A 25,400-nucleotide genomic window follows, 5' to 3' on the forward strand; every position below is an offset into this window, starting at 1 on the left:
ACTGCCCCGCGCGTTAAAAATTTATTGAAGGAACCCCCATGCAAGACTGGCAGCGTTCGGTGATCTATCAGATCTACCCAAAAAGTTTTCACAGCCACGCGGGCAATGCCACCGGGGACTTGCTGGGGGTGGTCGACAAGCTTGATTACCTGCAATGGCTGGGCGTTGACTACCTGTGGCTGACGCCCTTTCTGCGTTCACCGCAACGCGACAATGGCTATGACATCAGTGATTACTACGCCATTGACCCGAGCTACGGCAGCATGGCCGATTGCGAGTTGCTGATCGGCGAAGCCCGCGCCCGAGGCATCAAGTTGATGCTCGACATTGTGGTCAACCACACCTCGATCGAACATGAATGGTTCGTGCAGGCGCGTAGCAGCCTCGACAACCCGTACCGCGACTTTTACATCTGGCGCGACCAGCCCAATAACTGGCAATCCAAGTTCGGCGGCTCGGCGTGGGAGTACGAGGCCCAAACCGGCCAATACTATTTGCATCTGTTTGATCACACCCAGGCCGACCTCAATTGGGACAACCCGAAGGTGCGGGCCGAAGTCTACAAACTGATGGGTTTTTGGCGCGACAAAGGTGTAGGCGGTTTCCGTCTTGATGTGATCAATCTGATTTCCAAGCCCGCTCACTTCCCGCAAGACGACAGCGATGGCCGCCGGTTCTATACCGACGGACCAAACGTGCATACCTACCTGCAAGAGATGCACCGCGAAGTGTTTGCCGGCCACGATCTGGTCAGCGTCGGTGAAATGTCCTCCACCTCTCTTGAACATTGCATTCGTTACTCCAACCCCGAGTGCAATGAACTGTCGATGACCTTCAACTTTCATCACTTGAAAGTGGACTACCCGAACATGCAGAAGTGGGTGCGCGCCGACTTCGATTTCCTTGAGCTCAAACGGATCTTTTCTGACTGGCAAGTAGGGATGCAAGCGGGTGGCGGCTGGAATGCCCTGTTTTGGTGTAACCACGACCAACCGCGTGCCGTGTCTCGGTTTGGCAATGACGGCGAGTATCGCGTGGTCTCGGCCAAGATGCTCGCCACCGCGCTGCACTGCCTGCAAGGCACGCCGTATGTGTATCAGGGTGAAGAAATTGGCATGACCAATCCGGGCTTCGAACGCATCGAGCAATACCGCGATGTCGAGACCTTGAATATCTATCGCCTCAAGCGTGAGGCGGGTGAGTCTGAACCTGATTGCATGGCCGCCATCATGCAAAAGTCGCGGGACAACAGCCGCACGCCCATGCAGTGGAATCATCTGCCGAACGCGGGTTTCAGCACGACGCAACCCTGGATCGGGCTTCCTGATAACGCGTCATTGATCAACGTTGAAGACCAAGTGAATGACCCGGCTTCGGTGCTGCATCACTACCGTCAGTTGATTGCCTTGCGCCGTGCCGAACCGCTGTTGCAACACGGCCACTATCACGCGCTGCTGATCGACCACCCGCAGGTCTGGGCGTACCTGCGCCAAGGCGACAACGAGCGTTTGTTGGTGCTTAACAATTTTTATGGCAGCGCCTGTGAGCTTGAACTGCCCGAGCACGTCATCAGCCAAGGCATGACCCAGCGGGTAGTGATCAGCAACTACGCCGACTGTTCGCCGCGAACGCGCAGCATCCGGCTGAGACCCTATGAATCGTTCGTCTTGCACCTCAAACATTGAAACACCCCGCTGAAGGAGAGGGTGTTTAACGGCTCTGCCCCATAAAAATAAGAAAGGTTGTCTTTATGAACACAGCACTCAACCGCCGCATTTTCACCACCTGTTTATGCCTGCTGGCACCGCTGCCAGCGCAGGCCCTGGAGTTCTCGGGTTACTTGCGCAGTGGCGTGGGCAATTCGCTCAACGGGGGCAAGCAATCGTGCTTCAAACTGCCGGGCGCCGAGTCCAAATACCGGCTGGGCAACGAATGTGAACAATACGCTGAACTGGAGTTGCGCCAGGACCTCTACACCCTCGATGACGGTTCGGTGCTCAGCGTCGATGGCATGGCCTCTTTCTACAACCAGTACAACCGCCAACTGACCTTTCAGGGCGACAACGGCTCGGTGCGCATGCCCCAGCTATACGCGCAATGGTCCAACGTGCCGAGCCTTAACGGTGGTTCGCTGTGGGCCGGACGGCGTTACTACAAACGTAACGACATCCACATTTCTGATTTCTACTACTGGAACCAGAGCGCCACGGGCGGCGGGATTGAAGACGTGCTGATCGGCGGCCTCAAATACAGCTACGCCCTGTCACGCAAAGACAGCCTGTATCAGGAAGACTACGTGACGCGCCACGATTTCAACGTTGCAGGGTTCAACACCAACCCCGACGGGGCGCTGGAATTTGGTTTGACCTACCTCGACAAGCCTCAGCGCACTGACGCCCACAGTGGTTGGGCGATCACTGCGCAGCATGTGCAAAGCGCCTTTTTAGGCGGGCAGAACAAATTTGCCGTGCAGTACGGCGAAGGTTCCGGCACAGGCTTGGGCTACACCGGCAACACCAAACTGGACAACAGCAGCAAGCGTTACCGCATCGTCGAGTTCTTTGACTGGCAAGTGACCCCGCGTTTCGGTGGCCAGGTCGAAGCGGTCTATCAAAAGGATTTTCGCCCGCACGGTGGCAATCAGGAGTGGATGTCTCTGGGGGTACGGCCTGCTTATGCCATCAGTGAGCAATTCAAACTGGTCACTGAGCTGGGGCACGATCAGGTCAGGGCAAAGGATGGCACGCGCACATTAAGCAAGTTCACTTTCGCGCCCACCTGGTCGCCTAAAGGCCCCGGTTTTTGGGAACGCCCGGAAATCCGTTTGTATTACACCTACGCCAGTTGGAACAAAGCCGCGCAACGTGCCGCTAATCAGTTGGATGCAGGTTCGGCGTTGTCGGACAGCGGCGCTTTTGGCAATGCGCGGCACGGGTCAAACATGGGTGTGCAAGTCGAGTACTGGTGGAAATAAGCGACGCTGTCGGGGCTTGCGCTCCATCGGCATATACCGAATCAACTGTAGGTGAGTTCATGGCCATATCCCCACAACTGGAACTGCTGGCGCCATTGGCTGGCGTGCTGCTGGCGCTTGATGATGTCCCGGACCCGGTGTTCTCCAGTCGCCTGATGGGTGACGGCGTTTGCATTGATCCCACCTCGCAGGTGTTGTGTGCACCACTGGCGGGGGTGGTCAGTAATCGGCAACACACCGGTCATGCGCTCAGCATCACCCATGCCACAGGTGTGCAAGTGCTGCTGCACATCGGCCTCGACACTGTAAACCTCGGCGGCGCAGGCTTTAGTGCCCTGGTGATCGAGGGTCAGCGGGTCGAGGCCGGGCAACCCTTGATTGAGTTTGATGCCGATTACCTGGCCCTCAAGGCCCGCAGTCTATTGACGTTAATGCTGGTGATCAGTGGCGATGGTTTTGTCGCGCTGGATGCAGACCAAGGCGTGGTTGAGAGCGGCCAACCGCTGTTGCTGGTACGCCCGCGCGAGCTGGACGTGAAGCCTGAGGTTCAAGGCGGCGAAGCGTTGCACTCAGCGGCTCAGTTACTGGCTAACCCTAATGGCCTGCACGCGCGTCCGGCTGGCGTTTTGGCGCAGGCTGCGAAAAGCTTTGATTCAGTCATTTATCTGCACCGACAGCACGAGACAGCGAACGCCAAGTCATTGGTGGCGATCATGGCGTTGCAGACGAAATATGGCGACAGTGTGCACCTGAGTGCGGCGGGCCATGACGCGCAGGCGGCGATCACGACCTTGTCACACGTGTTGGCCAGCGGTTGTGGTGAATCTGTAACGAGCGCAACGCTCGCGCCACAGCCCGAACCCCTCGTCCTGCAGCCCGTTTCGGATGTGCTGCGCGGTGTGTGTGCGTCTGCGGGCGCGGCGTTTGGGCATGTGGTACAAGTGGCGGCGTGTACGCTGGAGGTGGTCGAAAACGCCACCGATGCGCCGCATGAACGGGCCTGTTTACAAGACGCTTTAGCGCAGGCAGACAGCCAGTTACAGACGCTGCGCGACAACGCCTCGAACACTGCTCAGGGCGATATTTTCAAAGCACATCAGGCGCTACTGCAAGACCCGAGTCTGCTGGAGCATGCCGACGAACTGATTGATGCAGGCAAGAGCGCAGGCCATGCCTGGCGCAGCGCCACTGAGACCACGTCAACCTTGTTCAAGAGTTTGGGCGGCCAGCTGCTGGCTGAGCGCGCACTTGACCTTGACGATGTCGGCCAGCGGGTGCTCAAGCTGATCCTCGGCGTGCATGACAACACGCAGGTCTTGCCCCAGCATGCGATTTTGATTGCCGAGCAATTGACCCCCTCACAGACGGCGGCATTGGACACCCGCAAAGTTGTGGGCTTTGCCACGGTGGGCGGTGGAGCCACCAGTCACGTTGCCATTTTGGCCCGCGCTCTGGGCTTGCCCGCTCTGTGTGGAGTTGCCCCGCAGGTGCTGACACTGGCCAATGGCACGCCGGTTTTGCTCAATGCCGACGCAGGCGAGTTGCACTTGCAACCTGATGACGCCTTGGTCGAGCGGCTGGAGGTTCAGCGCGTTCAGCTTCAACAACGTCGTCAGCAAGATGTGCAGCACGCATCGCTGGCCGCCTGCACCCGCGACGGGCACACCATAGAAATCACGGCCAATATCGCCTCGCAGGCAGAAGCTGAACAAGCCATGACCCTGGGGGCTCAAGGGGTCGGGCTGTTACGTTCGGAATTCTTGTATCTGGAGCGCAACAGCGCGCCCACGCACGAGGAGCAAGTGGCCACCTATAGGGCTATCGCTGACGCGGTGGGGCCTGAGCATAATTTGGTAGTACGCACGCTGGACGTGGGTGGCGATAAACCGCTGACCTACGTGCCGATGGCGCATGAGACCAATCCGTTTCTGGGCATGCGTGGCATTCGCCTGTGCCTGGAGCGACCTGAACTGTTGCGTGACCAATTGCGCGCAATATTGGCCAGTGCTGATCTGGCGCGCCTGCATATCATGTTGCCGATGGTCACTCATGTGTCCGAACTGCACGAAGCCCGCCGTGTGCTGCAAGACGAAGCGCAGCGAGCGGGTCTGGTCCAACTGCCCAAACTGGGCATCATGATCGAAGTGCCTGCGGCGGCGTTGATGGCCGACGTGTTCGCGCCCCACGTGGACTTCTTTTCGATTGGCACCAATGACCTGACCCAATACACCTTGGCGATGGACCGCGATCACCCGCGTCTGGCCAGCCAGGCCGACAGCCTGCACCCGGCAGTGCTGCGCCTGATCGCCCACACCGTCAAGGCTGCGCATGCACATGGCAAATGGGTGGGCGTGTGTGGGGCTTTAGCGTCCGAGCCGCAGGCGGTGCCTGTGTTGCTGGGGCTTGGTGTGGATGAACTGTCGGTGAGCGTGCCGCTGATCCCGACCATCAAGGCGCAAGTGCGCGAGCTGGATTTCAATGCCTGTACCACCTTGGCGGAGCAGGTGCTGGGGTTCGAAAGCGCGCAACAAGTACGCGCTGTTTTGCAGCCTCAATCCTTGGTGTTGGAGAACTGAACATGTTTGCAAAATTGCATCAGGCGTTTTGGAAAGCACTGACGCCGGACTTGCTCCCGGACACGAGCGTTGCCACCTCGTTACTCAACAACGCCACGTTGGCAGGCTTGGGGGGCGCGGTGAACGTCAAATCCGAACAAAAAGTGGCATTGACCCGCGTGCGCGTGGTGTTGCGCGACGGGTCGAAGCTGGACACGAAAGCGCTGCACAGGGCGGGCGTGCCGGGGGTCATGGTGCTGGCAGACAACGTGGTGCATGTGCTCGTGGGGCTTACACCTTAGGCCCTGCCGCGGGCTGCGATCTTCGGATGTGCTAAAAAGCCCGCAGCCAGCCAGGGTGTTTTCGGTGTGTGGACTGCGGCCCTTCGCCACCCCGGCCTTACTGTTTCTCAACCGCAGGTGTATCGTATTCGCCTTTTGCGGGCCTAAAGCCCGCTTACGATACGAGAGGTAGTTGAGCCCATGTCCTTTACCCGTCGACAAATACTCGGTGGTTTAGCCGGCCTGGTAGTGGTGGGTGTTGGCGCAGGAGGCGCTTCGCGTTACTGGTTGGGCAAAATGGCCGATGCCGAAGCGGGCCACGATTACGAACTGATTGCCGCGCCCCTCGACGTGGAACTGGTGCCCGGTCATCAGACCGAGGCCTGGGCCTTTGGCCCTTCGGCGCCGGGCACCGAATTGCGGGTGCGTCAGGGCCAATGGCTGCGGGTGCGCTTTATCAACCACCTGCCAGTCCCGACCACCATTCACTGGCACGGTATCCGCTTGCCGCTGGAGATGGACGGCGTGCCTTACGTCTCGCAGTTGCCGGTATTGCCGGGCGAATATTTTGACTACAAATTCCGCGTGCCAGATGCGGGCAGCTTTTGGTATCACCCGCACGTCAACAGCAGCGAAGAGCTGGGCCGTGGGCTGGTCGGGCCGCTGATTGTTGAAGAGCGCGACCCTACCGGCTTTACGCATGAACGCACCTTGAGCATCAAGAACTGGCATGTGGATCAAGAGGGCGGTTTTATGCCGTTCAGCATCACCCGTGAGGCGGCTCGCGGCGGTACGGCCGGGCGCTTGTCGACGATCAATGGCCGCCATGTGCCGACGATTGAACTGCCCGCAGAGCAGATCACCCGCGTGCGCCTGCTTAATCTCGACAACACCTTGACCTACCGCATCAACATCCCCGGCGTCGAAGCCAAAATCTACGCGCTGGACGGTAACCCCATCGAGCCAAGGCCATTGGGCAAGGAATACTGGCTAGGCCCTGGCATGCGCATTTGCCTGGCCATCAAAGCCCCGGCGGTGGGTGAGGAGCTGTCGTTGCGTGATGGTCCGGTACGCCTGGGCACCTTGCGATCGGTTGCCAGCAACGACGCCCCCGCCCAATGGCCCCCTGCGCTGCCTGCAAACCCGATTGCCGAGCCAGACGTGGCCAATGCCGAGAAGATCAATTTCAACTTCGAGTGGGTCGGTTCGGTGTCCGAGGATCTGGGACCTGATCAGCCGCCGAGCTTGTGGCAGATCAATGGCATTGCGTGGGACATCAAAGACAAAACCTGTGCTGACCGGCCCATCGCCAAACTCAAGCTGGGCCGCAGTTACATCTTCGAATTGAAGAACATGACCCAGTACCAGCACCCGATTCACTTGCATGGCATGAGCTTCAAGGTACTGGCGTCTAACCGCAAGAAAATCATCCCGTACTTCACCGACACCTACTTGCTGGGTAAAAACGAACGTGCTCGTGTGGCGCTGGTGGCGGATAATCCCGGCGTGTGGATGTTCCACTGCCATGTGATTGACCACATGGAAACCGGCCTGATGGCCGCTATTGAGGTTTCCTGATGCGACAAGGGCGTCAACCCCAGATCATTGACCGCAGCCGCGATCAAGATTATATGCGTGAAGCGCTGGCGCTGGCGGCACAGGGCGCAGCACTGGGTGAAGTGCCGGTGGGTGCAGTGCTGGTGCAAAACGGCGAAATCATCGGGCGCGGCTTCAACTGCCCGATCAGCGGTCACGATCCCAGTGCCCATGCTGAAATGGTCGCCATTCGGGCGGCTGCCGCTGCGGCCAGCAACTATCGACTGCCCGGCAGCACGCTGTACGTGACGCTGGAGCCGTGCAGCATGTGTGCCGGTTTGATCGTGCATTCGCGGGTCGCGCGAGTGGTGTACGGCGCATTGGAACCCAAGGCCGGGATTGTGCAAAGTCAGGGGCAGTTTTTTACCCAGGGCTTTCTCAACCATCGCGTGCTGTTTGAAGGCGGCGTATTGGCCGAGGAGTGCGGCACAATTCTCAGCGAGTTCTTCAAGGCCCGCCGGGCGAAATCCTGATCTGTAGCCGCTGACCAAGGCTGCGATAAAGGCCGAAGGACCTTCGTTTTGGTTTGAAAACAGGGCCGCTGCGCAGCCCATCGCAGCCTCCGGCAGCGGCTACTGAGGTTTATTTTTTGGCCACAATCACTGCGCGCATGGGTGCAGGCAAGCCTTCGATGGTTTTGCTGTGATCGTTGGGGTCAAGGTAGTCACTCAGCGACTGGAACTTCATCCACTCTGTCGCCCGTTGCTCTTCAACGGTTGTAATGCTTACGTCCACGCAGCGCACATCGCTGAAACCGGCGCGCCGCAACCAGCGCTCCAGCGCAGCAATCGATGGCAAAAACCATACGTTACGCATCTGCGCGTAGCGGTCCTCGGGCACCAGCACCTGATTCACGTCGCCTTCAATCACCAGTGTTTCCAACACCAGTTCGCCACCTTTGACCAGGCAATCCTTGAGCGCCAGCAAATGCTCGATGGGGGAGCGGCGGTGGTAGAACACACCCATGGAAAAAACGGTGTCGAAGCCTTCCAGATTCGGTGGCAAGTCTTCAAACGGGAACGGCAGGTGCCAGGCGGCTTCTTGCTGCAAGAAGCGCTGCACGGCCTGAAACTGGCAGAAGAACAACCAATTGGGGTCTACACCGATCACGCTATGGGCGCCTGCACCGAGCATGCGCCACATGTAGTAACCATTGCCGCAGCCCACATCCAGGATGCGCTTGCCGTTGAGGTCGATGTGCGGCGCAACCCGTGACCACTTCCAGTCCGAGTGCCATTCGGTGTCGACATGTACCCCGAACAGGTCAAACGGGCCTTTGCGCCACGGCGACAAGCCCATCAGGGCCTGGCGCATGCGCACACGGGTGTCGTCGTCACAGTCAGTGTCGAGCGTGAGGCCATTGAGCAGGTCGATTTCAGTGGGTTTGACGTCAGGCAGCGCATCCAGCGCGCTTTGCCAGCGTTCAAGGTCACCGTGACCTTTCTCCATTTTGCTGTCGAGCTGAGCTTGCAGGGTGTTGGCCCATTCAGCCAAAGGCGTGCCGGCCAGACGCCGGGCGAGAGGGGAAAGATCAATCATGGCAAGGCAATCAACGAGGCAAAGTTAAGACACTGGAACCACGGCACGACTTTCGAGAACCCGGCCGCCAGCAGGCGTTCGCGATGTTCTTCGAGGCTGTCGGGCTTCATGACGTTTTCGATGGCGCTGCGCTTTTGCGCGATTTCCAGATCGCTATAGCCGTTGGCGCGCTTGAATGCGATGTGCAAGTCGGTGAGCAGCGCGTGCTCGTCTGCGTCATTGAAGCGCAGCTTCTCCGAGAGGATCAGCGCGCCGCCCGGCAACAGCGCCTGGCGGATGCGGCCAAGCAAGGCCAGGCGATCTTGGGGGGCAATGAATTGCAGGGTGAAGTTGAGCGCAACCACTGAGGCCGGCTCAAAGCGCAGCGCGAGAATATCGCCTTCGATCACGTCGACCGGCAACAACTCCTGAAACATGGAGTTTTGCCCATTCAAGTATTCGCGGCAGCGCTCGACCATCGCCGCCGAGTTGTCCACGGCAATCACCTTGCACCCTTCGCTGCGCACATGCCGGCGCAGTGCCTGAGTGACCGCCCCCAGCGAACAGCCCAGATCGTAGAGCACGCTATCAGGCTGGGCGAACTGTGCGGCGAGCACGCCGAGGTTTTCGACAATGGTCGGATAACCCGGCACCGAACGTTTGATCATGTCCGGGAACACCCGCACCACGTCTTCGTTAAAGGCGAAGTCCGGCACCTGGGCCAAGGGCTGGGCGAATATACGGTCGGGTTCTTTGCTCACGAGGGTTCCGGCGATGGAAATTTAAAAGGGGCGGCATTTTAGCCAAGTTGGCGCCGGGATGCGCGGTCTGTCTGATAAACCGTCTGGCGGGCTCGATAGATGCTGGCTCAGCGTTTGCTCTGGCTAAACGTGGAGGCCGCAATGCCCCATTGCCCGAGCCAGTAACTGAGGATGATCAGATACGGTGCGGCGCTGAACTTGAACACAAAGCGGTCGATGCCGATCAGGCTGTCCGAGACCACAAACGCCAGTGCCCCGGCTGCCGCCAGCCAGGCCGAGCGCGCGGGGACGGCTGTGCCCAGTCGGGCAAAGGCGCGCCACAGCATGGCGCTGATGGCCAGCGCGTACACGCTGACGGGAATCAACAATTGGCCCAGACCCTGCGCCGCCATGACGCTGAATAAACTCACGCCCGCCATCAAGGCTAACGTCAGCGGTAACCAGGCGACACGCCGGCAATCGCTCAGGTATGCCTTCAGATATGCCAAATGGGCCAGCAGAAAGGCGCCCAGACCGAACACAAATAGGTCCACCGGCCAGGCCAGCAGAATGTCCCCCAGCAGTGAAAACAACAGGCCAAGACTGATCCAGCGCCTGTACAGGCTGGGCGGTGCATCTTGCAGCCAGCCGAGCAAAGCCAGTACCGGCAGCGGTTTACTCAGTAAACACAGCAGCGTGGACTGCATGTTTACACCGTACAGATAGGCGGCGGCGCCCATGACCGCGAGTATCAGCCAAGGCATGTCATTTCACCGTGATAGCGCAGTCAAACACCTGTGCAGGTTCGGCCTCAGGTTCCCACGGTTGCTGATAGGTCAGGCGCAAGCGCCCGGAGCCTGCGGCAAATGCTTGAAAACGCCAGGTGGATTGCCCGCCGCTGCCCAGTAGCTGGCCACTGTCGGCGCTTTTGTAGACCTCTGGGCTGAGGCTGCGCAACACGCCGCCAGCGGAGTCCTGAATCGCCCAGCGATAACCGGTGGTGGGGTTGCTGGGCAAGGTCAGGGTCAAGTTTTGCCCGGTGTGCAATTGCATCGGGCAGTCACTTTGTTCTTCAACAATCACGTTGTGTGCCGATTGCTGGGCACAAGCCGTCAGCAGCGTGAGGCCGAACAAGGGAATGAGGCGCGCGAGGGACATTGAAGGCTCCGGTCAGACAATAACAAGCGCGCAGCATAACCCATGCAAGGTGTTGCACCACGCCGCGCGGTTAAAGTCGTACGCGCCCCTCAGTAGTTGAATGAGGCGTGGGGCGGGTTGATGATGAAGTCACCGCATATTTCGAAAGGCTCGTTGTTGTGGTCACAGCCATCAAAGGTAAACAAGCGTGCGCTGTAGCAACTTTCGACCACACTCAATTGCAGGCTGCCGACCTCTGCCTGAATCAAGTGGTAGACATACTCACCGTTCTTTTTGACGCACTCTGTGTATGACATCTCGCGCACAGGCCCACCCGCGCCGCGTTTGAACAGGTAGATACCAGACTGGATATTGACGTCCAGGGTGAATGCTACTGAGCGATGGCCTATAGACCCAAAGTCATCCATGTCAGCCGTAATGACGATTTTCTTGTGGCTACTGGCAAAGGTCATTTCATGGGCGTCGAACACGTCCCTGTCCAGAACATCGGCTTTAAGCTCACCGCTGGTTCTTGGATTGAATGAAGGACTGCCTAAAAACTTCTGACAGATAACCGCTGGATTTCCATATGCAGGGTGATGCAGTGCCATGATCGTTTCTCGACGCAGTTTTAACAGGCTTGGGGCTATTAGCGTCGGGAACGGAGCAGGTGTCTACTGACAACATTGACAGGGTGGTGTGAGCGGCTTGAATCGCGGGACCAGATACGAGGTGTAGCGCATCGTGTCCCGCGACATGCGGTGTTAGTGCAGGCGGTTAAAACAATACGTTTGCCACGTCGCTAAAGCGCTTGGCAAAGTGGGCGGTAATGCCTTCTTTCAAGTAGTCCGGCAACTCTTCGAAGTGCCCACGGTTGGCGTCAGGCAGGATCAACTCGTGAATTTTTTGCCTGCGTGCCGCAATCACTTTTTCACGCACGCCACCAATCGGCAGCACATGCCCGGTCAAGGTCAACTCGCCGGTCATGGCGATGCCTTTTTTGGGCGCTTGATTGCGAGCCAGGGACAACAGGGCGCTGGCCATTGTCACGCCAGCGCTGGGGCCGTCTTTGGGCGTGGCCCCTTCTGGCACATGCAAATGCACAAAGGCTTCATCGAAGAACTTGGGATCGCCGCCGAACTGCTTAAGGTTGGCGCTGATGTAGCTGTAAGCAATTTCAGCTGACTCCTTCATCACATCGCCCAATTGCCCAGTCAGCTTGAACCCGCGATTGAGCGTGTGAATACGTGTGGCTTCAATCGGTAACGTGGCCCCGCCCATGCTGGTCCAGGCCAGCCCGGTGATGACACCGGTGCCGCTGATCACTTGCTCATTACGGAATACCGGCATGCCCAGTGACGCCTCGAGGTCTTTTGGACCCATTTTGATCACCGCTTTTGGGTCATCCAGCAATTTGACCACGGCTTTGCGCACCAGTTTGCCTAGCTGTTTTTCCAGCTGACGCACGCCGGCTTCGCGGGCGTAACCATCGATCACGGCGCGCAGTGCGCTGTCACTGATACTCAGGCTGCCTTTAGAAACACCGGCCTTTTCAAGCTGTTTTGGCCACAAGTGACGCTTGGCAATCGCGACCTTTTCTTCGGTGATGTAACCCGACAGGCGTATGACTTCCATGCGGTCGAGCAGCGGGCCAGGAATTGAGTCCAGCGTGTTGGCAGTGCACACAAACAGCACTTTGGACAGGTCCAGGCGCAGGTCCAGGTAGTGATCGAGGAAGTCGACGTTTTGCTCCGGGTCCAGGGTTTCAAGCAAGGCAGACGCAGGGTCGCCCTGAAAACTTTGGCCCATTTTGTCGATCTCATCGAGCATGATCACCGGGTTCATCACCTCAACGTCCTTGAGCGCCTGCACCAGCTTGCCCGGTTGGGCACCGATGTAGGTGCGACGGTGGCCCTTGATCTCGGCTTCGTCGCGCATGCCGCCGACGCTGAAACGGTAGAACGGGCGCCCCAGCGACTCGGCAATCGACTTGCCGACGCTGGTCTTGCCCACCCCCGGCGGGCCGACCAGCAGCACAATCGAACCACTGACCGAGCCTTTGTACGCGCCAACGGCAAGAAATTCGAGGATGCGGTTTTTGATGTCATCCAGCCCCGCATGGTGCGCGTCGAGCACTTTGCGCGCGTGCTTGAGGTCGAGTTTGTCTTTGCCGAACACGCCCCATGGCACCGACGAAGCCCAGTCCAGATAGTTGCGAGTGACCGCGTATTCCGGCGATCCGGTTTCCAGAATCGACAGCTTGTTCAGTTCTTCGTCGATGCGCTTTTGCGCTTGCACCGGCAGGTTTTTGCCTTCAAGGCGTTGCTTGAATTGCTCGATGTCTGCGCTGCGATCGTCTTTGGTCAGCCCCAACTCTTGCTGAATGACCTTGAGTTGCTCCTTAAGGAAGAACTCGCGCTGATGTTCGCCAATTTTGAGATTGACCTCGGCCGAGATTTCTTTTTGCAGCCGTGCTACTTCGACTTCTTTGCGCAGCATCGGCAGCACTTTTTCCATGCGTTTGAGCATGGGCACGCAGTCAAGCACTTCTTGCAGCTCGTTACCGGTGGCCGAGGTCAGCGCTGCGGCAAAGTCGGTCAGCGGCGAAGGATCATTGGGGCTGAAGCGATTGAGGTAGTTTTTCAGCTCTTCGCTGTACAGCGGGTTGAGCGGCAACAGTTCTTTGATCGCATTGATCAGCGCCATGCCATACGCCTTCACCTCATCGGTGGGCTCTTTGGGCTGCTGCGGGTATTCAACCTCCACCAGATACGGCGGGCGGTGATGTTTGAGCCACATGCTGATGCGCACGCGGGTCAGGCCCTGGGCCACGAATTGCAATTTGCCGTTTTCGCGGCTGGCGTGATGCACTTTTACCAGCGTGCCGTATTCAGGAAGGCTGTCGGTGTCGAAATGGCGGGGGTCATCGGGCGGGGTGTCGACAAAAAACAGTGCCAGCGAGTGGTGAGGTGATTTGCTGACCAGTTCGAGGGTTTCGGCCCACGGCTCTTCATTGACGATGACCGGCAGCACTTGCGCCGGGAAGAACGGGCGATTATGGATCGGGATGATGTACACCTTGTCCGGCAGATTCTGTTCTGGCAACGCCAATTCAGTTCCTCCCGAGTGAGGTTGATGTTCGCTGTGCGGGTGTTCTATGTCGGTGTATTCAGTGCTGTTATCCGGGAAATCTTGCTGGTCGCTCATGGGGCACCTGCGCAATGGGGTATGAGGGTTAGATGGGGCGCGGTGTCAGTGGTTTCAATGGTGAAACGTTTTTCATCCTCAAGCCGCTGCCGAAGACTGCGCCGAGTAGCGTAGTCGAGCGCAGGGTTTGCGGTTCAAGAGGCCTGTGTTCAAGCCTGTGGCGAGTGTCAGGGCAGGCCCTTGTCTCATTGATAAAATCTTCCCCCAAGTGCCCGCTCGCTAGGCCTTTGTCGCCAACAACTTGACGGTGGACGGCCCTGATTTATTAGGCGATCTTCTCTCTTGCAGCAGTTACGATTGATAACAAAAAAAAGGGATTGGAAGGCCTTGCGACAGGCTTTTCTGAAGATGCAGAGGGAGCGGCGTATGCCTCAGGACATAACCTCAGAGCGGGTACTGGCATTGACTCAGTGGAACGAGGAGGCAGCATGAAGCTGCGTAACAGTTTTCAGGCGCGTATCAGCCTGTTTCTGGCGTTGCTCTTGCTCGTGGTGATTGGTGCGGTGTACTTCGCCGTCAAAGCAGTGACCATTACGGTGGCCAGCGATCAGGCCGAAGAGCAATTGCGCACCGGCACGCGGGTGTTTGAGCGATTCATGGATTTGCGTTGGCGGCGCATCCAGTACGGGCTCAACTGGCTGACCAATGACTCGGACTTTCGCCTCGCGAGCATCAATGGCACCCCCGCGGACATCGAGAACGCCTTGCTGGAGTTTGAGGCCAGTATTCGCGGCAGTGATCTGTTTGTACTCGACCTCAATGGCAACATCATTACCAGCACCCTCAAAGGGTTACCGTCCGGGCAGGCCTTTCCCTACGCCAAGGCTTTGAAGATGGCGCGTCGTAACGCTCAAACCATGCTTGTCGGCGTACTCGATGGCCGCCCTTACATGATGGTGCAGAGTGCCGTGATGGCCCCTTTACCGGTGGTGCGCGTGGTGTCTGCGATGCCGATGGACGACGTATTTGCCCATGAGTTGCGTTCGCTGAGCAACCTTGAAGTGTCGTTTATGACCCTTAATAACGGCGTGGACGGGGTGCTGAGCAGTACTCAGCCTGACGCAATGAACGCCAGCATTGTCGCGTTCATGCACACGCATGCGCCGGGCCTGACCGTTCATTTCAGCGAATTTCAGCACCAGCGTTTTTTGGGCCAATTGTTGCAATTGGCCAACGCCGGCGACCCGGCTAACGGGCAAGTGATGGCGTTGCTGCAGAGCCCGCTGGATCAAACCATGCAGGCCTTTAATTCGCTTGATCGCAAGTTTTTGTGGGTCTCGGTCGGTGCATTGCTGGCATCCTTGCTCGGTGCCTTGTGGCTGGCGCGGGCAGTGTCGCGCCCGGTCAGTCTGCTGGCAGAAGCCGCGCAGCGGATTGGTCGGGGCGACTACGAAACGCCCGTCGAACTCAAGCGTAAGGACGAACTGGGTTTTCTGGCCAAGGCCATCAACGCCATGCAGGCCGGTATTGCGCAGCGTGAGCAGCAATTGGCGCACAACGCCTTGCATGACGCGCTCACCGGCTTGCCCAATCGCGCTCTGGCCATGGAACGATTGGGCAGTGCGATCAGCGCCCGGCGCAACGTAGTCCTGATTTATCTGGGCATTGAAAACTACCGCGTGATCAACGAAAGCTTTGGCCCGGAAGGCATGGAGCTGATCATGCGCGAGGCCAGCCGCGCGATGCTCGACACTCTGCACGAGCGCGATACGGCGGCGCGCATAACCGGCAATGAATTTTTGTTGCTGCTGGAGAGCACCCAGGTTGATGCCGGGGTCGCGATGGCGGACACGTTGTATGCGCTGTTGAATCGACCCTTGAGCATCGATGGTCATGACGTGTTGCTCGAAATTTGCATGGGCATTGCGGTGTACCCGACCAACGGCCAAAGCGTCGAAGAACTGATCAGCAGGGCCGCGATCGCGCGCCGTGATGCAGCGGCTTTACCGGGGTATTTGCAGGTATATCAGCAGGATCGGGACTTGGCGCATCAGCGGCAAATCCAGCTGATTCGCGACTTGCGCAGCGCCGCCAGCGAGGGCGAGTTGTTCTTGCAGTATCAGCCCAAGCTGGAGATTGGCAGTGGCCAGGTGCACCAGGCCGAAGCCTTGTTGCGCTGGTGTCATCCGCAGCTGGGCGTGGTGTCGCCAGCCGAGTTCATTCCCTTGGCCGAGCGTACGGGCAGCATGGTATTGCTGACGCAGTGGGTGCTGGAGGAGGGCGTTCGTCAACTGGCCGAGTGGAACCGCAAGGGGTTTGCGCTGCAACTGTCGCTGAACATTTCGGCCGCGGATTTGCACGGTGAAGACCTGTTGCATAACGTCGAAACCCTGCTCAAGCGTTATCAGGTGTCGGCCGAGCAACTTATTTTTGAAATCACCGAAAGTGCGGTCATGCGCGACCCTGAGCACTCACTCAACGTGCTGGAAAAACTGCGCGATGGCGGGATCAGTCTGGCGGTCGATGATTTCGGCACTGGTTATTCATCGCTGGCTCACCTCAAACGCTTGCCGGTACAAGAGCTGAAAATCGATCAGTCGTTTATTCGCAACCTGGATGAAACCAGTGAAGACGCGGTGATCGTGCGTTCGACCATCGAGATGAGCCACAACCTGGGACTAAAAGTGGTGGCCGAGGGGGTTGAGTATCAACATACCCTTGACCTGCTGGAGCGCTGGCAATGTGACACGGCGCAAGGCTACCTGATCAGTCGTCCGCTGGATGCGCAGGCGTTTGAAGTGTGGCTGGCGCGCCTGCAAGAAACCGCGTGATGAGGCGTGTTGGTTGCAGCAATCTTGCGTTTTACGAGCGCTTTCTTTTCGTAATTGCAGAATCCTCCTACACCTGACCTTAAGCGCTATCCGTTAGCGTTGACCCCTTTTGCGCGCAGGCAAATGCAATGAGCATTGCCGGGAGTGCCTGAGGTGTCACGGATGTCCACAAGTGCCCGTCAACCGCGTTTCAGTCTGAGCATTCAGGGCGTCGAACCTGCCTTGCAGGTGTTGGCGTTCAAGGGTGAGGAAGCCATCAGTTCGCCCTTTTCGTTTGACGTGGAGCTGGTCAGTGACAGTTCCTCCATTGACCTCGCCTCCTTGCTGCACCAATCGGCCTTTTTAGCCTTTGACGAGCAGGACAATGGCATTCACGGGCAAATTTGTGCCGTGTCGAAGAGTTGCCCAAATGCGCGCCTGACCCACTATCAACTGACACTGGTGCCGCGTGTGGCGTATCTGGCCCATCGCACTGACCAGCGCATTTTTCAACACCAGACGGTGCAACAGATCATCGAGCAGGTGCTCAAGGGGCACGGCATTCTCGGTGACGCGTACCGGTTTGCGCTCAACAGTGTTTATTTGCCGCGCGAATACTGCGTGCAGTACGGCGAGAGCGACCTGCACTTTATTCAACGCCTGTGTTTTGAAGAGGGCCTGCATTATCACTTTCGTCATGCCGTGCACGGCCATGAACTGGTGTTTGGCGATGAGTTGATGGCCTTTGTCCCGGCCGCTCAGGCAACGCCTTACCACTCGGGGGAGGGCTTGCTGGCGCCAGGGCCTGCGATTGACCTGTTCGAGGTGCAATTTCAGGCTCGCAGCAATCGCGTGACACTGCGCGACTACAACTTCAATAAAGCCAGTCGTGTGGTGCAGGCTGATCGCAACAACATGGCCGACAGGGCCGGGCCTGAATTGGAGCATTACACCTACCCCGGCCGTTTCACCGACACCGCTGAGGGCGAACGCTACAGTCAGAGGGCGCTGGAGCGCCACCAGGCCGCCTACGCTCAAGCCAGCGGTCGTAGCCACCAGCCGTGCCTGCGCAGCGGTCACTATTTGCAACTCAAGGAGCACCCGACACAGGCTTGTAATGGTGACTGGTTGCTGACGCGCATCGAGCATCAGGGCAAACAGCCGCAGGTCCTGGAAGAGCAGATCTCAAGCTCGCTGCTGAGGTGCGCCGACGGCTTTATTCAGGGCTACCGCAACACGTTTCACGCCATCCCCCAAAACGTCGCTTACCGCTCGCCCACGCGCTATGAAAAACCGCGTCTGCTTGGCAGCCAAAGTGCGCGAGTCTGCGGCCCGGCTAACGAAGCGATCTTTTGTGATGCCTTGGGACGCATCAAGGTGCAGTTTCACTGGGACCGAGAGGGCTCACAGGATGAAAACAGCAGTTGCTGGCTGCGTGTGGTCTCCGGTTGGGCAGGTGAGCGTTATGGCGCCGTCACGGTCCCGCGGGTCGGCATGGAAGTACTGGTCAGTTATCTGGAAGGCGACATCGACCAGCCTGTGGTCAGCGGTTGTCTGATCAATAGCCTGCATCCGGTGGCGCATGCGTTACCTGCCAATAAAACCCGTAGCGTATTGCGCAGTAAAAGCACCCCAGGCGCCAGCGGTTACAACGAGCTGCAACTTGAGGATCGTAAAGGCTGCGAATTGATTTATTTGCATGCCCAGCGCGATATGCAGCAACACATCAAACACGACAGCCGCGTGCAGGTGGCAGGTGAGTTTGAACACACCATCAAGGGCAACAGCACCGTAGTGTTCAAGGCCCAAGAGCAACATACCGTGGGGGCAGACCGAAAAACCCGGCTCCTGGCCGACGACTATCTGGACATCGCCCAAAGCAGCCATTGCCATGTGGGGCGCGTCATGACCGTCGAGGCAGGTCAGCAAATCCATTTCAAGGCAGGCACCACACTTAATATCAATGGCGGTGCAACCCAGAGCCTGATGGCCGGTGGTCAACACCTGTTGCTCACACCCGCGGGCATTTTTAGCAGTACGCCGGTTCAGCCTGGGGGCGTGCCAGTGCAAGGCACCCCGGCGTCATCAGGGCTGCCAGGTGGGGTTGAGGCCCTGCTGACGCTGGCGCTGGTCAGTCAGACCCAGGCGTTTCAAGACGCGGCCAAGTCGATTGAACCGGTGTGCATGGCCTGCGAAGCCTTAAAGGACACAGCGCAATGAACCGCGCCTACCTTGTTCTCGACAGCAGTCAAATCCCGGACCTTTACCCCCGACTTCATCAACTGTCACCGTTGGTGTTGCCCCATGCGCTTTACCTGACCACCCGTTACGCGGCAGTTGCGTCTTGTGGTCCCGTGCTTGTGCGGGTTGAACCCGGCAGTGAATTGGCCCGCACCTTCAACGCAGAGTGGCAGACCCAAGCCGGTATCTGGCTGGAGACCGAGGTGGCTGAAACGGTGTTGATGGCGCACATGCGCAGCCTGATACATGTACGGTTGGAGGGCGATGTCACGGGTTTTTTCCGTTTTTACGACCCACGTATTGCCCGCATGTGGCTGCGCGACCTGCCGACTGGCGAACGGGATCAGCTCATGGGTCCTGTGCGCGTGATTCGTTTGCCAGAAGCTGACGGCAGCCCGTTGCTGATCACTCAACACACCCCCGATCAGCCTTGCGCGCAGTACACCCATACACCCTGGCTGCGCTTCTCCTCGCTGCAACTTGAACAGTTGTGTAGGAGCAAACGTGAACAGTTTGACCATCACATGGTTGCCCACACGTTACGTTTTTTTCCCCTGTGTTTGCAGGGCCTTGATGCGCTGGAACAACAGCAATGGGCGCGCGCTTGCCAGCGTAATGCGGCGCGTCAGGGCTATAGCGCAGAGGATGAAGTGCTGTGCTGGACGGCCCTGTACGCCGCGTTTGGCGACACGTTTCCTGACGGTCCGGACCATGGCGATTACCGAGCGTTATTGGCCGAGCGTGGGGTTTCTCCTGCACAGCGCCTGGTAAGTCTGATCAATGCGTTAAAGCGCCACATCGACCTGCGAGGGCCGGTTTTATGAGTTCCCATGCTGGTCTCGACGCCATTTCAGCGCTTTCACACGCTACCCGCGTTGCTCAGGCTCACTCGCATGTCGATATTCACAGCACCGTCAGGCAATGCGCCGCCAACCAAACACATATTTTCGTCGTACCGGTGCGTTATGCATTGAGTACCTGCGCAGTGAGTCACCCGGCCATACAGCCAGGCATAGGTACTCAAAGTCACCCCTTGGCGGCCAGGCTGTTGCGCACAGGGTATGTCTACGTCTGGCAAGGCGCGGGGCCACTCAAGCGTTATGCCGTGGCTGAAAACAACCTGCTGCGTGCGCAATACCTCGAAGACGATGACACCGTGGTGATGAAAGGCACGCTGAGTGGCATTGAGCTGGGTAAACACCAAGACGCATGGATGCTGTACGCCGAATACCCGCTGAACATGGCCCATTGTCAGCAACTGAGCGATGCCTCGATTCGGGGTAAACGCATGCGCCGTCTTGACCTGCGCTCAGTGGCCAATACGTTGCAAGCACCGCACTGTGCGCCGCTGAGTGATTACTCGCGGGTGATGGGCGAACTGAACCCGCAGGTCTACGACCGCGCTCTGGCCGTTGATCATCAGCAAAATGCCCAGGCTTACGAGCAGGGTGAACAGCAACTGATACAGCAGATAGAGCAAGAGACAGACCCGCAGCGGCGACAGGTGTTGATCGACGCTTATGTCGATGCCAGACGCTGGAACAACGAACGTTCAATGGCAGCAGCCCGACAGGCTGAAATCGCCCCCGGAACGCTACCTGTGGGGGAGTGGAGCGCCGAGCCCTGGGCGCCGCTCAAAACTCTCGATGTGCTGGCGCTGGCGCACATCCAGGCCAAGGGTTTGTATTCAGTATTTGCCTGCCTGGATGACGACCTTGGCGTGTTGCGCGATATCAACCATGAGCAGGAGTTGCTGGAGTCGCGCCATGAACAGTGGCAAGCCGACAACAACTTGCACCTGAGCATCGGCGGATTTATACGCAGCCTGATTACCGAAGACGCGACCGAAGTCAGTGAGTCGTTGAATTACCGCTATCGCGAGCACGACATCCAACTGACCCCCGAACAGGCCCGGCAGTTGCTGGAAGCCCGCACGCGACTCGAAGCACTGGCCCGTGAGCGCTATACCGCCAATATTCGACGAAGCACAACCCACAGCAACCATGAAGCCGACACGCGCCTGCATGAAATACACCTGCGTGAACAAGCGGCCGTGGCGCCGATCCGCGCGTTCATCCCCCTCGAACTGCATGCCGATGCCTTGAACGTGGTGCGCGATTACCAGGAAAGCAAAGTCAACAACTTGAGAAACACCCAGTCGAGTGACAAGGTCGCGCAATACATCGACCTTGAGGCCATGAACACCTGGCTGGATCAAACCGCCCCCGCGCATTTCAGCCATCTTCAACAACGTCACCACGCCTTGTATGCAGACCGTGAGCAGTACCTCAAACGCAGCGAAAGCGGCACATGGTTCGTCAACTATCTCGACCCGGACAACCGCCGCTGGCTCGACCAATTAGCCCTGTCTTGCCTCAGCGCCCAATGCTTGCGCCAGCACGGTGCTGAGCAATTTGCGCACTACATCCGCAGCGACGACCAGGGTGCATTACGCCAGGTGTTCACCGGCTGGAACCCGAGCCTGGAAGGCGCCGTGAACAGCGTCAGCCGCTCAGCTGAACTGATTGCTGCGCTGGACATGGAAAACCAGACCGGCGCCAAAAGCGCCATTGCCAAAGTACTGGGTGTAGTGGGACTGCCCGTGGTCAATCACCTCGCATTGTTGGCGCAGGATGCCCAAGGCCAGTGGAACACTCTGGTCAAACGCCTTGGCGCCGCGTTGCTCCTGCTTCAAAACGAACACGGCAGTGCGCCGGGCGGCTCGTGGCTGAGCATCCTGATAGCCGCCAAACTGGGCAATGGAGTGGGCTTGAGAGCCGTGAACGAAGGCGGACTGCGTACATGGCACCTGTTTGGCAAAACCGCCGAAGACCTCACACAGTGGGTCAACAGCACCGCAAAGGCTATTGGCACAGGGAATACAGCAAAAATAGTCAACTCCCCGGCAGTGATTAACGGCAGCGGCTTAGTGGCGATTGCTGCGCTGCTGATTAACGGACTGAACGCCAGCAACTATCTGGCACAAGCGTCGGTGGTGGAGGAGATGGATCAGCAGCGGATCTACGACACCGCGTCGGCAACGTTGTATGCGGGGGCGGCGTTGGTGGCGGTGATTGATTGGCAGATGAGATATGCTGGAATTAAAAAGTTGGGAATTAAACATACATTTGTCCCCTCCATCACCCTTTTGGGGGCAGTAGTGGGGGGGTTGGCCTTTTTTGCTGCCTTAAATGAATTGGGCTCTCTTCAACTACAAATCGAAAGCATTCATGGAGAGCTAGATTCATGGTTGAAAGTTCGCAAAATTGCAGTGAGCGGGCAAATAGGTGTGTTTTTTGTGCAAACATTAGTAGGTGGCTCTTACACCTTATTGGCGCTGACTCAAGAAGTTAAAGTTGGATTGGCAGCCAGTAGATATTTGTTCTGGATGGGGCCCGTAAATTATCTAATGGCTATATTAGGCGTGGTGTATCTAGTAGCTTGGTACCTCCAGCAAACGCCAATGCATGGTTTTTTAGCTACGTGTTGTTGGTCTAAAGGTCGATCAACTGATATGGGTGTCACCTCTTTGAGCACCCGTGAAAATGAATTGAATAAGTTGTATTCGATTTTATACTCGCCTCGTTTGAGTTTCGAGTGTGTGAGTAGTGACGGTTTTATGACGTCCCTACAGACTGGGCAAGTCGTTAGGGAAATTAAAGGTTTAACGATTGATTTGCCTGGAGCGGAATTTGATAAGTCAAGCCTTGAAGTGGCCATGTTAGGCGATCCAGATAACTTTAGGTCCTTGCACGAACAGATAAGGCGCGGGGAAAGCACTGTTTTACACGATAAGACTATGGTGGATATTGCCGGGCTATGGCTATCTAATAGTACGTCGGAAAATATTCCGGCAAGTCAAGGTCGGGGTTTACGCATAAGCGCGACTTTTAAAAAAGTTGTGGAACGATACGGTTCTTTACCAAAAAATATTTCGTTGAGGTTGCGATACAGGACGCCATTGTCAATCATGCTTGGAGAGGAGATGTATATAGGAGGGGAAAACGGGGTGGCGTTCAAGCTTAGTTACTTAAGCGGTGTAGTAGGTTTTCGTGATGAACGGATACCTGAGTTAGATGAAGCTAAGCGCTATCTGTTGGGCGATAGCCTGTGTTCGATTTATTTGTATCCGGAGAAATGATGTCGAATAGATCGAGTATGAAAGGTACGTGGCCTTTTTGCGCTGAGGACTATCTCTCCCCATTGGCCGTTCCGACGGGGAAAAATCCAGATGATGTGTTGAATATCATATGGCGCAAGAATGAGGTTTTCTTAGACGTTGGTAGTTACAGTGTTGGTGCCGGGTTTATGGTGCTCTGGGTGTTGGTGCTTATGTTCTCTTTGATGGGATACTATTCATGGAATGCCAATTTTTTCAATATATTTTTAGTGGGTGCTTCTTTTATTATAGGTGTCCCTTTTTTGATATTGGTTAGAAGCCTTTGTCAACCTGTGTCGCTTCCGTTTCGCTTCAATCGTCAGCGTCGACAAGTGTGGGTGCCTTGTGAGAATGGGGACTATTGGGTTGTGCCTTGGGAAACGGTTGAGGCAATAGCTGCACAGCAATCAATCTTTAGTCCAGTTGGTCGGTCCGAGTTTGGTATGTTGTTCGTAGGGTTTAATAACCCTGATGATAGTGCCAGGGAAAATAATAGGCATCAGACTCTAGGCTTCAACTGCGGCTGTGCGAGTAATGCCGTGGCGCTATGGGAGTGTATTAGAAGTTATATGGAAATAGGTCCTGATGCCGTACCAGACCCTCTTGTTGGGTTAGGGGAGGGAAAACAAACGCAAATAAATTATCTACTAAGTAACGTGCGACAGGGTAATGTATCTACGGCGATGTACTGTGTTTTTTGTATTTTTTTTCTTGGGACATATTTCGCTGAAGTGATTCAAAACTTAAAACTTTCCCCGCCGCCTGACCTTCCTTACCCTGAAATCATTGAATGGTCTAAACCCCTCCCCCCTGAACAGTGGGCAAAACGCTCTCCGGAACTTGAAGTGGCCATTGCACAGCGTGAAGCTGAATTGGGGATCAATACTACGTGCGACGTCAGTGAATAATAAATAACTAAAGTCAAATTGCGTGCGGTGGGGATCTATGCAGGATTTGGGTGGATGGTCTATTAGTTTTAGTCGCTGTAAATGGATTTCCTGTGGGCAAGGGAAAGGGCAAGGAATACATATTTCAGGATGTTTTAAAATTGATTCTGATTTTTTATTTCACCGTCTAATAATTTTTTTGAGTATATTTCATCTGACACCTTTGATCGGGATATTTAAACTTAATAGCTTTGTAGGTGGCGCAAACAGGATTGCATTTGTTTTGACCGGTGGTGCGAGGGTTGTACGGTTGCGAAATGAGCCGACGCCAGAGTTAGATAGGGTGCCTCGCTACTTGATAGGCATTAGTCAGTGTTCGATTTATTTGCAGCCAGGGCTGAAATGATGAGTGTTTCCGGTACTAAAAAAACGATCTTTTCACAATCAGTTTATTTTTCTCCACTCCCCCTTGATACAGGAGAATCTCCGGTGGATATGTTGAATATTATTTGGAGGAAAAATGATGTTTTTTTAGACGTTGGTAACTATAGTTTGGGTTCGTTTATTATGATTGCTTGGCCTTTGATTTTGTTGTTTTTATTGATAGGTTACATAATGCCTGATCCTCTATTGATGTTGTCAGGCTTTGTGGTAGTTGGGTGTCCGGTGTTGTGTTTTATTCATAGCCTGTTTCAGGCTGCACCTTTGCCAATACGGTTTAATCGACAGCGACGTGAAGTCTGTATTCCGAAAGGGAAAGATGAATATTGGCTAGTGCCGTGGGAAAGTGTTGTTGCTGCCAGTGTTCAAGGGTTTTCAATAAGTCAGGCAGGTAAAATGACTCAAGGCTTGCTAATTGTAACTTTTAAAAAAAATCGTGCAGAAGTAGGGGAGGAGGATGCTTTCTATTCATGGGGCTTCAATTGTGGAGGTGGTGTTGCGGCGATGCAACTTTGGGAATGTATGCGCAGTTATATGGAAATAGGGCCTCATGCCGTCACGGATAATACGGCTAGATTTTATCGGCCCAAAGGAATACTGGCTTCTTATGCAGAGGATGTAGTTGAAGCTGCGCAACGTAAAGGCTGGTTTATGGCTGTGCTGTGGGAAGGCTTTTTTGGGCTATTTATATTCAATACATTGTTGATTGATGTGCTTGAGCGCATGAAGTTGTCTCCACCGCCTGACCTTCCCTACCCTGAAATCATTGAATGGTCCAAACCCCTTCCTCCCGATCAATGGGCAAAACGGTCCCCGGAACTTGAAGTGGCCATTGCTCGGCGTGAAGCTGAATTGGGGATCAAACCCGTTGAGTCTTGTCGTCGATGATCTGTTAGGTTTCCATTACAGATTAG

Annotated in this window: 18 protein-coding genes and 1 pseudogene; 13 read left to right on the top strand and 6 right to left on the bottom strand. The window is 56.4% G+C overall.

The window, feature by feature from the left end:
* The first annotated feature begins 38 nt into the window (after positions 1-38).
* The 6 genes from treC to tadA all read left to right on the top strand — a co-directional run bounded on the left by treC (position 39) and on the right by tadA (position 7,879).
* Positions 39-1,685 (top strand): alpha,alpha-phosphotrehalase, encoded by a 1,647-nt coding sequence (gene treC, locus ACP7A4_RS02175; protein ID WP_426245339.1) that lies wholly within the window; start codon positions 39-41, stop codon positions 1,683-1,685.
* A gap of 65 nt (positions 1,686-1,750) precedes the next feature.
* Entirely contained in the window at positions 1,751-2,974 is a 1,224-nt protein-coding gene (locus ACP7A4_RS02180) for a maltoporin (protein ID WP_059764982.1), read from the top strand.
* Between the two features lie 59 nt (positions 2,975-3,033).
* The gene (gene ptsP, locus ACP7A4_RS02185) at positions 3,034-5,550 is read left to right on the top strand and encodes a phosphoenolpyruvate--protein phosphotransferase (RefSeq protein ID WP_426245341.1); all 2,517 of its coding nucleotides are present in this window, start codon (positions 3,034-3,036) and stop codon (positions 5,548-5,550) included.
* A 2-nt stretch (positions 5,551-5,552) separates the two neighbouring features.
* Positions 5,553-5,831 (top strand): PTS transporter subunit EIIB, encoded by a 279-nt coding sequence (locus ACP7A4_RS02190; protein WP_059764979.1) that lies wholly within the window; start codon positions 5,553-5,555, stop codon positions 5,829-5,831.
* Positions 5,832-6,011: 180 nt separating this feature from the next.
* A complete protein-coding gene (locus ACP7A4_RS02195; protein WP_426245343.1) occupies positions 6,012-7,388 on the top strand; it encodes a multicopper oxidase family protein in 1,377 nt (458 codons plus the stop codon).
* On the top strand, positions 7,388-7,879 hold the full coding sequence (tadA, locus tag ACP7A4_RS02200; protein ID WP_059764975.1) for a tRNA adenosine(34) deaminase TadA: 492 nt from the start codon (positions 7,388-7,390) through the stop codon (positions 7,877-7,879). Before ACP7A4_RS02195 ends, tadA begins: the two co-directional genes overlap by 1 nt.
* Positions 7,880-7,988: 109 nt before the next feature.
* On the opposite strand, the gene cmoB is transcribed toward tadA, so the two are convergent.
* The 6 genes from cmoB to lon all read right to left on the bottom strand — a co-directional run bounded on the left by cmoB (position 7,989) and on the right by lon (position 14,008).
* Entirely contained in the window at positions 7,989-8,945 is a 957-nt protein-coding gene (gene cmoB / locus ACP7A4_RS02205; RefSeq protein WP_203302322.1) for a tRNA 5-methoxyuridine(34)/uridine 5-oxyacetic acid(34) synthase CmoB, read from the bottom strand.
* Positions 8,942-9,685 (bottom strand): carboxy-S-adenosyl-L-methionine synthase CmoA, encoded by a 744-nt coding sequence (gene cmoA, locus ACP7A4_RS02210; RefSeq protein WP_048362638.1) that lies wholly within the window; start codon positions 9,683-9,685, stop codon positions 8,942-8,944. Before cmoA ends, cmoB begins: the two co-directional genes overlap by 4 nt.
* Before the next feature lie 107 nt (positions 9,686-9,792).
* Positions 9,793-10,428: a lysoplasmalogenase gene (locus ACP7A4_RS02215; protein ID WP_203302323.1), complete on the bottom strand. Its 636-nt coding sequence runs from the start codon at positions 10,426-10,428 to the stop codon at positions 9,793-9,795.
* Between the two features lies 1 nt (position 10,429).
* A complete protein-coding gene (locus tag ACP7A4_RS02220) occupies positions 10,430-10,822 on the bottom strand; it encodes a protease inhibitor I42 family protein (RefSeq protein WP_059764969.1) in 393 nt (130 codons plus the stop codon).
* Between the two features lie 89 nt (positions 10,823-10,911).
* Positions 10,912-11,292, bottom strand: a complete 381-nt coding sequence (locus tag ACP7A4_RS02225) for a hypothetical protein (protein WP_256209945.1) — start codon at positions 11,290-11,292, stop codon at positions 10,912-10,914.
* A 286-nt stretch (positions 11,293-11,578) separates the two neighbouring features.
* A complete protein-coding gene (gene lon, locus ACP7A4_RS02230; protein WP_426245347.1) occupies positions 11,579-14,008 on the bottom strand; it encodes an endopeptidase La in 2,430 nt (809 codons plus the stop codon).
* A gap of 428 nt (positions 14,009-14,436) precedes the next feature.
* Here lon and ACP7A4_RS02235 point away from each other — a divergent pair, with 428 nt between their 5' ends.
* The 7 genes and pseudogenes from ACP7A4_RS02235 (at position 14,437) to ACP7A4_RS02265 (ending at position 25,374) form a co-directional block, all read left to right on the top strand.
* Positions 14,437-16,779: a putative bifunctional diguanylate cyclase/phosphodiesterase gene (locus ACP7A4_RS02235; protein ID WP_203302325.1), complete on the top strand. Its 2,343-nt coding sequence runs from the start codon at positions 14,437-14,439 to the stop codon at positions 16,777-16,779.
* 162 nt (positions 16,780-16,941) lie between these two features.
* Entirely contained in the window at positions 16,942-18,978 is a 2,037-nt protein-coding gene (gene tssI / locus ACP7A4_RS02240; protein ID WP_426245349.1) for a type VI secretion system tip protein TssI/VgrG, read from the top strand.
* Positions 18,975-19,823 (top strand): DUF4123 domain-containing protein, encoded by an 849-nt coding sequence (locus tag ACP7A4_RS02245; protein ID WP_203302327.1) that lies wholly within the window; start codon positions 18,975-18,977, stop codon positions 19,821-19,823. Before tssI ends, ACP7A4_RS02245 begins: the two co-directional genes overlap by 4 nt.
* Positions 19,820-20,251, top strand: a pseudogene (locus ACP7A4_RS02250) (toxin VasX); the annotation flags it as partial. The gene ACP7A4_RS02245 and the pseudogene ACP7A4_RS02250, both read left to right, overlap by 4 nt.
* A 60-nt stretch (positions 20,252-20,311) precedes the next feature.
* Positions 20,312-23,140: a toxin VasX gene (locus tag ACP7A4_RS02255; RefSeq protein WP_426245909.1), complete on the top strand. Its 2,829-nt coding sequence runs from the start codon at positions 20,312-20,314 to the stop codon at positions 23,138-23,140.
* A gap of 17 nt (positions 23,141-23,157) precedes the next feature.
* Complete coding sequence (locus ACP7A4_RS02260; protein ID WP_426245352.1) at positions 23,158-24,066, top strand: hypothetical protein; 909 nt, start codon at positions 23,158-23,160, stop codon at positions 24,064-24,066.
* A gap of 381 nt (positions 24,067-24,447) precedes the next feature.
* Positions 24,448-25,374 carry a hypothetical protein gene (locus tag ACP7A4_RS02265; RefSeq protein ID WP_426245879.1) on the top strand — a complete coding sequence of 309 codons (927 nt, stop codon included), beginning with the start codon at positions 24,448-24,450 and terminating at the stop codon, positions 25,372-25,374.
* Positions 25,375-25,400 lie beyond the last annotated feature (26 nt).

It is taken from the genome of Pseudomonas sp. TWR3-1-1, assembly GCF_049896545.1.
GTDB classification, from domain to species: Bacteria; Pseudomonadota; Gammaproteobacteria; order Pseudomonadales; family Pseudomonadaceae; genus Aquipseudomonas; species Aquipseudomonas weihenstephanensis.